The 8,884-nt window shown below is 68.3% G+C and carries 1 protein-coding gene; it reads right to left on the bottom strand.

All coding sequences use genetic code 11. From position 1 onward, the window contains the following. On the bottom strand, positions 1-8,884 hold an 8,884-nt coding region (locus tag HUA74_RS41580; RefSeq protein ID WP_174459007.1), incomplete at both ends, for a non-ribosomal peptide synthetase.

The following is an 8,884-nucleotide window of genomic DNA, read 5'->3' on the forward strand; positions in this document are numbered from 1 at the left end:
AAGGAGTCTGGCCGGGGAGGAGAGGTGCGGAGATGGAGGCGCAGACGGTGACTTCGGTGGGGCCGTAGGCGTTGAGGAGACGGAGGCGAGAGCCCCAGCGCTGGACGAGCTCGGGAGGGCAAGCCTCACCGGCGGAGATGAGGGTTTGGAGAGAGGGGAGGTCCTCGGGGTGCATCTGCGCGAGGACGGAGGGAGTGAGGGTGACAGCGGAGATGGACTCGTCGCGGAGCAAGTCGCGCAGAGGAGCGCCGGGGAGGAGGCGCTCGCGAGGAGCGAGGACGAGGGTGGAGCCGGCGAGGAGGGCGCCGAAGATTTCTGCGACGGAGGCGTCGAAGCCGAAGGCGGCGTACTGGAGGACGCGAGAGGAGGGAGAGAAGCCGTGGGCACGGCCAGCGGTGATAGCGGTGTTTGCGAGGCCGCGGTGCTGGAGGAGGGTGCCCTTGGGAGTGCCGGTGGAGCCGGAGGTGTAGATGACGTAGGCGAGGTTGTCGGCACTGGTGCTGGAGGCCGGAGCGGACTCGGGCTGCGCGGAGATGAGGCTCGCGTCGGAATCCAGCCGGACGACGCTTTCCACATTCAGACCCAGCGACTGCACCAGAGTCGCCGTGGTGACGAGCACGGGGGCTGCGCAGTCGCGGAGCATGAAGGAGAGGCGCTCGACGGGGTACGAGGCATCGAGAGGAACCCAGGCGCCGCCGGCCTTGAGGATGGCGAGGATGGAGACGACGAGGTCGAGAGAGCGCTCGACGCAGAGAGCGACGGGGACTTCGGCCGTGACGCCGAGGCCACGCAGGTGGTGCGCGAGGCGATTGGCGCGAGAGTCGAGCTGAGCGTAGGTGAGGGAGTTGCCCTCGAAGCGAAGCGCGATGGCGTCAGGAGTGCGAGCGGCCTGGGCCTCGAAGAGGGCGTGAGCGGTGGAGTCGCGCGGGAAGGAACGCTCCGTGTCGTTCCACTCGACGAGGAGCTGGTGCTGCTCGGCCTCGGAGAGAAGGGAGAGGGAGGAGAGAGGAGCCTCGGGCTGGGCCGCGGCCTTCTCGAGGAGAGCACCGAGGTGGATGAGCAGCCTGTCGACGGTTTGAGCCGTGAAGAGGTCGGTGCGGTACTCGATGCTGCACCCCAGGCCCTGGGCCGTCTCCTGGAGGGCGAGGGTGAGGTCGAGGCGGGAGGTGCCGGTGTTGGAGGGCTGCAGGTGGAAGGTGAGGCCCGGAACCTTCAGCTCGGCCTCGGGCTGGTTCTGGAGCACCACTGCGACCTGGAAGAGGGGCGCGTGAGCGAGGCTGCGCTCGGGGTTGACGGCCTTGACCAGCTCCTCGAAGGGCAGGTCCTGGTGCGCGTAGGCGCCCAAGGTGTCGTGGCGGACACGCGCGAGCAGCTCGCGGAAGGAGGGATTGCCGCCCAGCCGCGCGCGCAGGGCGAGCTGGTTGACGAAGAATCCGATGAGGCCCTCGGTCTCCGAGTGGTTCCGGTTGGCGATACCGGTGCCGATGACGAAGTCATCCTGGCCGGAGTAGCGGGACAGGACGGCCTGGATGCCGGCCATCAGGGCCATGAACAGCGTGGAGCCCTCACGACGGCACAGCGCGTGGAGTGAGTCGACGAGCTGACGCGGCAGCACTCGCGAGACACTCGCTCCTCGGAAGCCTTGCACGGCCGGACGCGGGAAGTCCGTGGGCATGTCCAGGTGCAGTGCTGCTCCGGACAGATACTCGCTCCACCAGTCGAGCTGGGTGTCGAGCGCTTCGCCCTGGAGCCAGGACCGCTGCCATGCGGCGTAGTCGGCGTACTGGATGGGCAGCTCGGGCAGCGGCGAAGGACGCCGCGCCGCGAAAGCCTCGTAGAGCGCGGTGGACTCACGCACGATCAGGCCCATGGACCAGCCGTCCGAGATGATGTGGTGCATCGTCATCATCAACAGGTGCTGGGTCGCACTCAGCCGCAGCAGCGCGGTCCGAAGCAGGGGGCCACGCGCGAGGTCGAAAGGACGCTCGGCCTCCGCGAGGACTCGACGCTGGACTTCCTCGTCGCGCGCCTCTTCGGTGAGCGCGGACAGGTCTTCCAGCGGCATCGGCACGGCCGCGGGAGGATGGATGATCTGAACCGGGCCCTCGCGGAACGTGGTGCGCAGCACCTCGTGGCGACGCACCAGCTCCGTGAAGGACTGCTGCAACGCATCCATGTCCAGCGTGCCCTCGAGATGAATCGCGAGGGGCATGTTGAAGGTCGCGCTACCTGGCTGAAGCTTGTCGAGGAACCACAAGCGCTGCTGTGCGAACGACAGCGGTGGCGGCTGCGAGCGGTCCGTGCGGACCAGCGGCGGTGTTTGCGACACAGCCGTCTGTTGATTCACTCGCTCGGCGAGCTGTGAAACGGAGGGGGCCTCGAAGAGTTCGCGGAGTGGGAGCTCGACGTTGAAGGTGGAGCGGATGCGAGAGACGACCTGGGTGGCGAGAAGGGAGTGCCCACCCAGGGCGAAGAAGCTCTCGGTGACGCTGACGCGAGGCAGGTTGAGGACGGCGCCGAAGAGCTCGGCGAGCTTCTCTTCCGTGGGGGTACGAGGTGCGACGAAGGACGACTCGTCCGTCAGGCTCGCCGCGTCGGGTGCCGGCAGCAGCCTCCTGGCGAGCTTCCCGCTGGGAGTCAGCGGCAGGGCCTCCAGGGCGACGAAGACGGAGGGCACCATGTACTCGGGCAGGCGCTTGAGCAGGGCGGAGCGGAGCGCTTCGGCAGTGACTGCGTCCGTCCCAGAGACAGGGACGACATAGCCGACGAGGCGCCTGGCGCCGGGGACGTCCTCTCGGACGATGGCCGCGGCGTCGCGGATGCCAGGCAGGGAGCGCAGCGCGGCCTCGACTTCGCCGAGCTCGACGCGGAAGCCGCGCAGCTTCACCTGTCCGTCGAGACGGCCGAGGAATTCGACGGTGCCCGAGGAGGTCCATCGAGCGGAGTCGCCAGTGCGATAGAGGCGAGCACCCGGCGTCGACGAGAACGGGTGGGGAACGAACTTCTCGGCCGTCAGCGCGGGCCTGCCGGTGTAGCCGAGTGCCAGGTGCGCGCCGCCGATGAAGAGTTCACCGGGCACGCCCACGGGCGTCGGCTGGCCAATCGAGTCGAGGACGAAGAGCTGCGTGTGAGGCAGCGGCGAGCCGATGGAGGGCAGCCGGGGCCAGGAGGCGGGCGCTCCCTGCATGCGGAACGCGGAGACGACGTGCGTCTCGGAGGGACCGTACTGGTTCTCCAGGACGCAGCCCGGGAGCTTCTCGAAGAGGGCGACGAGGGCGGGAGTGATCTGGAGTTGCTCACCGGCCGTCACCACCTCGCGCAACGTCGTGGGAACGGTGGCGCCGTGAGAGACGGCGTCCGCGAGGGCCTGGAGCGCGACGAAGGGCAGGAAGAGCCGCCCGACGCGCTGCTGGTGCATGAAGTCGAGCAGCGCGGGGATGTCCTGGCGCAGACCGCCAGTGGGCAGCACGAGCGTTCCGCCGGCCCACCAGGTGGAGAAGATCTCCTGGCACGACACATCGAAGCTGAGCGAGGCGAACTGGAGGGTGGTGGCCGAAGGCACCACGGACTGGCGCAACTGCCAGGACAGCAAATGGCTCAGCGCGCGGTGAGGAAGGGCGACACCCTTGGGCCTGCCGGTGGAGCCGGAGGTGTAGATGACGTAGGCGGGGGACTCGGGAGAGAACGCGACGTCGGGCGAGTGAGGCGGTTGGGCGGAGATGGCGTCCGCCTCCGCGTCGACGAGGATGAGTCGCGCACTCGATGACGCGGGCAGCGAGGCCCGGAGGCTGGAGTGGGAAAGGACGACCGGCGCCGCGGAGTCCTCGAGCATGAACGCGAGGCGCTCGGAGGGGTAGTTGGGGTCGAGCGGCAGATACGACGCGCCAGCCTTGAGCGTCGCGAGGACCGCGACGGCCATGTCGAGCGACTTGTCGAGGCAGAGGCCGACGGAGCTGCCCGGTGAGACGCCGTGTTCGCGCAGCAAGTGCGCGAGTTGATTGGCCCGCGTGTCGAGCTGGGCGTAGGTGAGCGAGGCAACACCATCCGAGACGGCGATGGCGTGGGGCTTCCGCGCCACCTGCGCTTCCACGGGACGGTGGATGGGCGAGGTGACGTGATGGACGCTCGCGGTGTCGTTCCACTCGGTGAGGAGCTGGTGCTTCTCATGCGTGCTCAGCAGCGGCAGGTGGGCGAGGGACTGGCTTGGGTCGGCGATGGCGGCCTGGAGCAGCCGCGACAGGTGCTCGCCCATGCGCTGGGCGGTGCTCCGGTCGAAGAGGTCGGTGTTGAATTCGAGCAGGCCGTGGATGTCGGCGCCGGAGTCGACGAGGAGAATCGAGAGGTCGAACTTGGCGGTGCCACTGTCCACGTCGATGGCGCGCAGGGCGCCGGACGCGTCACTCCGGGACGAGACGGGGGGCGCCGTCTGCAGCGCGAGCATGGCCTGGAAGAGGGGTGAGCGGCTGAGGTCGCGCTGAGGCTGGAGTTCCTCGACGAGCTTCTCGAAGGGAACGTCCTGGTGCGAGTAGGCGCCGAGGGTTGACTCGCGCACCTGGGCGAGCAGCTCGCGGAAGGACATGTCCAGGCGAAGCTGGGTGCGCAGCGCGAGCGTGTTGACGAAGAAGCCGATAATGCCTTCGAGCTCGGCCTGCCGGCGGTTGGCGATGGGCGAGCCGACGACGATGTCGTCCTGGCCGGAGTAGCGGGCGAGGAGGACGTTGAAGGCGGACAGCAGCACCATGAAGGGCGTGACGCCCTCGCGGTTGCAGAGGGTGCGAAGCGTGGTGGTGAGGTCCGCGCCAAGGCGCACGGGGAGATTGGCGCCGTGGGCGGACTGGACGGGAGGACGCGGCCTGTCGGTGGGCAGCTCCAGGGCATGCGGCGCCCCCGCGAGGTGGTTGCGCCACCAGGAGACCTGCTGAGCCAGCGCCTCATCCCGCAGCCAGCCTCGCTGCCATGCGGCGTAGTCGGCGTACTGGAGTGCCAGCGGCGCCAGCGGTGAGGGCAGGCCCTGGCTGAAGGCGGAGTACAGCTCGAGGACCTCGCGGCCGAAGACTCCCGCGGACCAACCGTCCGAGACGATGTGGTGGACGGTGATGAGCAGCACATGGCGCTGCTCGTCGAGGCGCACGAGGGTGGCGCGCAGCAGCGGGGCGCGCGTCAGGTTGAAGGGAGTCTGGGCCTCGACGGTGGCGAGGCGCTGGGCCTCGGCGTCGCGGGTGGATTCCGGAAGGTGTCCGAGGTCGACGTGCGAGAGCGCGAACGGGACGTCGGAGTGGATGCGCTGCGCGGGCTGGCCGTCGTCACGGGAGAGGAACGTGGTGCGAAGCGACTCGTGGCGACGGACGAGTTCCTGGAGTGCGCGAGAGAGCGCTTCGGTGTGCAACTCACCGTTCACCTGGAGCGCGGTGGGGATGTTGTAGAAGGGACTGTCGGGCTGGAGCTTGTCGAGGAACCAGAGGCGCTGCTGCGCGAAGGAGAGCGGCAGGTCGCCGGAGCGCGGAACGGGCGCCAAGGGCGGAAGCTGGAGGCCGTCCTGAGTCTGGCGGGTGGCTTCGATGCGCGGCGCGAGCTGGGCGACGCTGGCGGCCTCGAAGAGAGCGCGAACGGGCAGCTCGACGCCGAAGGACTGGCGAATGCGAGAGATGAGCTGGGTGGCGAGGAGGGAGTGTCCACCGAGTTCGAAGAAGTTGTCAGTGACACCGACGCGCTCGACGCGGAGGACTGAGGCGAAGAGGGAGGCGAGCAGCTCCTCGGAAGGCGTGCGAGGCGCGATGTGCTCACGCGAGGTGGGAGCGAAGTCCGGAGCCGGGAGCGCCTTGCGTTCCACCTTGCCGCTGGGGCTCAGGGGGAGTGCTTCGAGGAAGACGAAGGCGGAGGGCACCATGTACTCGGGGAGGCGCTGAGAGAGCGCGGCCCGGAGCGAAGCGGAGTCGGAGTCGCCAGAGGAGACGACGTAGGCGACGAGACGGGACTCGTCACGGACGACGACGACGGTGTCGGAGATGGACGGGAGCGAGCGGAGCGCGGCCTCGACTTCGCCCAACTCAATGCGGAAGCCACGCAGCTTGACCTGGAAGTCGGAGCGGCCGAGGTACTCGAGGGAGCCGTCTGGGAGCCAGCGAGCGACGTCCCCGGTGCGGTAGAGGCGGGCACCAGGAGAGGCGCTGAAGGCGTCGGGGATGAAGCGCTCAGCGGTGAGGTGGGGCTTGCGCCAGTAGCCGAGGCCGACCTGGACACCGCCGATGAAGAGCTCACCGGGGACACCGACGGGAGAAGGCTGATTGTCGGAGTCGAGGACGTAGAGGCGGGTGTTGGCGACGGGCCTGCCGATGGGGATGGAGGACTGGGAGGAGCCGCGAGCGCAGTGGAAGAAGGAGACGTCGACGGCGGCCTCGGTGGGGCCGTAGAGGTTGTGGACCTCGGCGGAAGCGGGCAGGCGCGCATGGGCGCGAGTCACCAAGTCCGAAGTGAGAGCCTCACCACTGCAGACGACGCGACGAAGCGAGGAGAGCTTCTCGACACCCGGCTCCTCCAAGAAGGCGCGGAGCATGGAGGGGACGAAGTGGAGCGTGGAGACACGCTGCTCGGAGATGAGGCGGACGAGGTAGGCGGGGTCCTGGTGTCCGCCAGGCTTCGCGAGGACGAGGCGAGCGCCCGTCATGAGGGGCCAGAAGAACTCCCAGACGGAGACGTCGAAGGAGAAGGGAGTCTTCTGGAGGACGGTGTCCATCGCCGTCAGCGCGTACTGCTGCTGCATCCACAGCAGGCGGTTGACGACGCCTGAGTGGGCATTCATGGCGCCCTTGGGGCGGCCCGTGGAGCCGGAGGTGAAGATGACGTAGGCGAGGGCGTCAGGGCCGGCGAGCGACTCCAGCGAGGAGGAGGGCTGTCGAGAGACAGCGTCCCACTGGGAGTCGAGGCAGAGGACGCGAGAGGCGTGCTGGGGGAGGACGGACGTCAGGTGCTCATGGGTGAGGAGCACGGGAGCGTCAGCGTCCTCGAGCATGCCGGCGAGGCGCTCGCGGGGATATGCGGGGTCCAGGGGGACGTAGGCAGCGCCGGACTTGAGGACTGCGAGCAGGGCGACGACGAGGTCGAGCGAGCGCTCCAGGCAGACACCGACGAGAGAGCCGGGGCGCGCGCCGAGAGTACGCAGGTGGTGAGCGAGCTGGTTGGAGCGTGAATCGAGCTGCGCGTAGGTGAGGAGACTGTCTTCGAAGCGAACGGCCTCGGCATGGGGAGAACGAAGCGCCTGCGCTTGGATGAGCGAGTGAAGCGTGGCCTCACTCGGGTACTGCACGTGTGCGCCCTGGAAGTCGGAGAAGAGCTGGGACTTCTCGTCGTCGGCGAGCAGGCCGAGGTGGCGCAGGGGCGCGTCGACGCGAGAGGTGGCGTCGGTGAGGAGGCTGACGAAGTGGCGAGCCATGCGACGCGGAGTGGCTGCGTCGAAGAGGTCGGAGTTGAAGTCGAGGGAGCCGAGCAGACGACCCTGGCTCTCGCTCATGCCGAGGGAGAGGTCGAACTTGGCGGAGTGAAGCTCGGAGGTGAGGACGTCGAGGGAGAGGCCCGGGAGGCGGAGGGCATTGTCAGGAGCGTTCTGGAAGACGAAGGAGACCTGGAACAGCGGGCTGCGACTGAGGTCGCGCTGAGGCTGGAGTTCCTCGACGAGCTTCTCGAAGGGGACGTCCTGGTGCTCGTAGGCAGCCAGGGTGGACAGGCGCACCTGCTCCAACAACTGGCGGAAGGACTGGCCGCCATTGATGTGAGCACGCAGGACGAGCGTGTTGACGAAGAAGCCGATGAGGCCCTCGGTCTCCGCGCGATTGCGGTTGGCGATCGGAGATCCAACGCAGATGTCGTCCTGACGAGAGTAGCGAGACAGCAGCAGTTGCCACGCGGCGAGCAGCACCATGAAGGGCGTGGCGCCCTCGCGCTGGGCGAGTGCCTTCACTGCGAAGGTCAGCTCAGCAGACAGCTCGAAAGGAATCAGCGAGCCGCGGAAGGACTGGACGGCGGGACGGGGCCTGTCGGTAGGCAGCTCAATAGCGGGAGAAGCGCCCGCGAGCTGGTTGCGCCACCAGGCGATTTCTGAGGCGAGGACATCACCCTGGAGCCACTGGCGCTGCCAGACGGAGAAGTCGGCGTACTGGATGGGCAGAGGGGCAAGCTGAGCGGGCTCGCCCCCGGAGAACTGGCGGTAGAAGGCGGCCAGCTCGCGGACCATGACGGCGATGGACCAACCGTCGGAGGCGATGTGGTGGACGGTGACGAGCAGTTGGTGCTCGGACGCATCCAGGCGGAGGAGTGACGCGCGGACGACGGGGCCCCGGGCGAGGTCGAACGAACGCACGGCTTCGGCTGCCGCCAACCGCTGTGCCTCGGCGTCACGCTCCTGCTGGGGCAGGGCGGAGAGGTCAATGAGAGGCATCTCCAGCCGGAAGTCGAGCTGGACGTGCTGAACGGGCTGGCCCTCATGAATGGCGAAGTGGGTGCGCAGGGTCTCGTGACGCTGAATCAGCGCGTTGAGAGACTGGAGCAGCGCATCCGAGTCAAGCGAGCCAGAGAGCTTGAGCGCCCAGGGGATGTTGTAGGTGGAAGCGCCGGGCTGGAGCTGGTCGAGGAACCAGAGGCGCTGCTGGGCGAAGGAGAGAGGCGGCGGCTGGGCCCGGTTGACGGGGACGAGGGCCGGCTGGCGAGACGAGGAGCCGTGGAGCAAGTCCAGCCGCTCGGAGAGGAGAGCGACGGTGGGAGAGGAGAAGAGCTCACCGAGGGGCAGCTCGACGTCGAAGGTGGAGCGGATGCGAGAGACGACTTGAGTGGCGAGGAGAGAGTGGCCGCCCAACTCGAAGAAGTCGCCGTGGATGCTGACGCGCTCCAGGCC

The organism is Myxococcus sp. CA051A (genome assembly GCF_013336705.1).
Lineage (GTDB): Bacteria > Myxococcota > Myxococcia > Myxococcales > Myxococcaceae > Myxococcus > Myxococcus llanfairpwllgwyngyllgogerychwyrndrobwllllantysiliogogogochensis.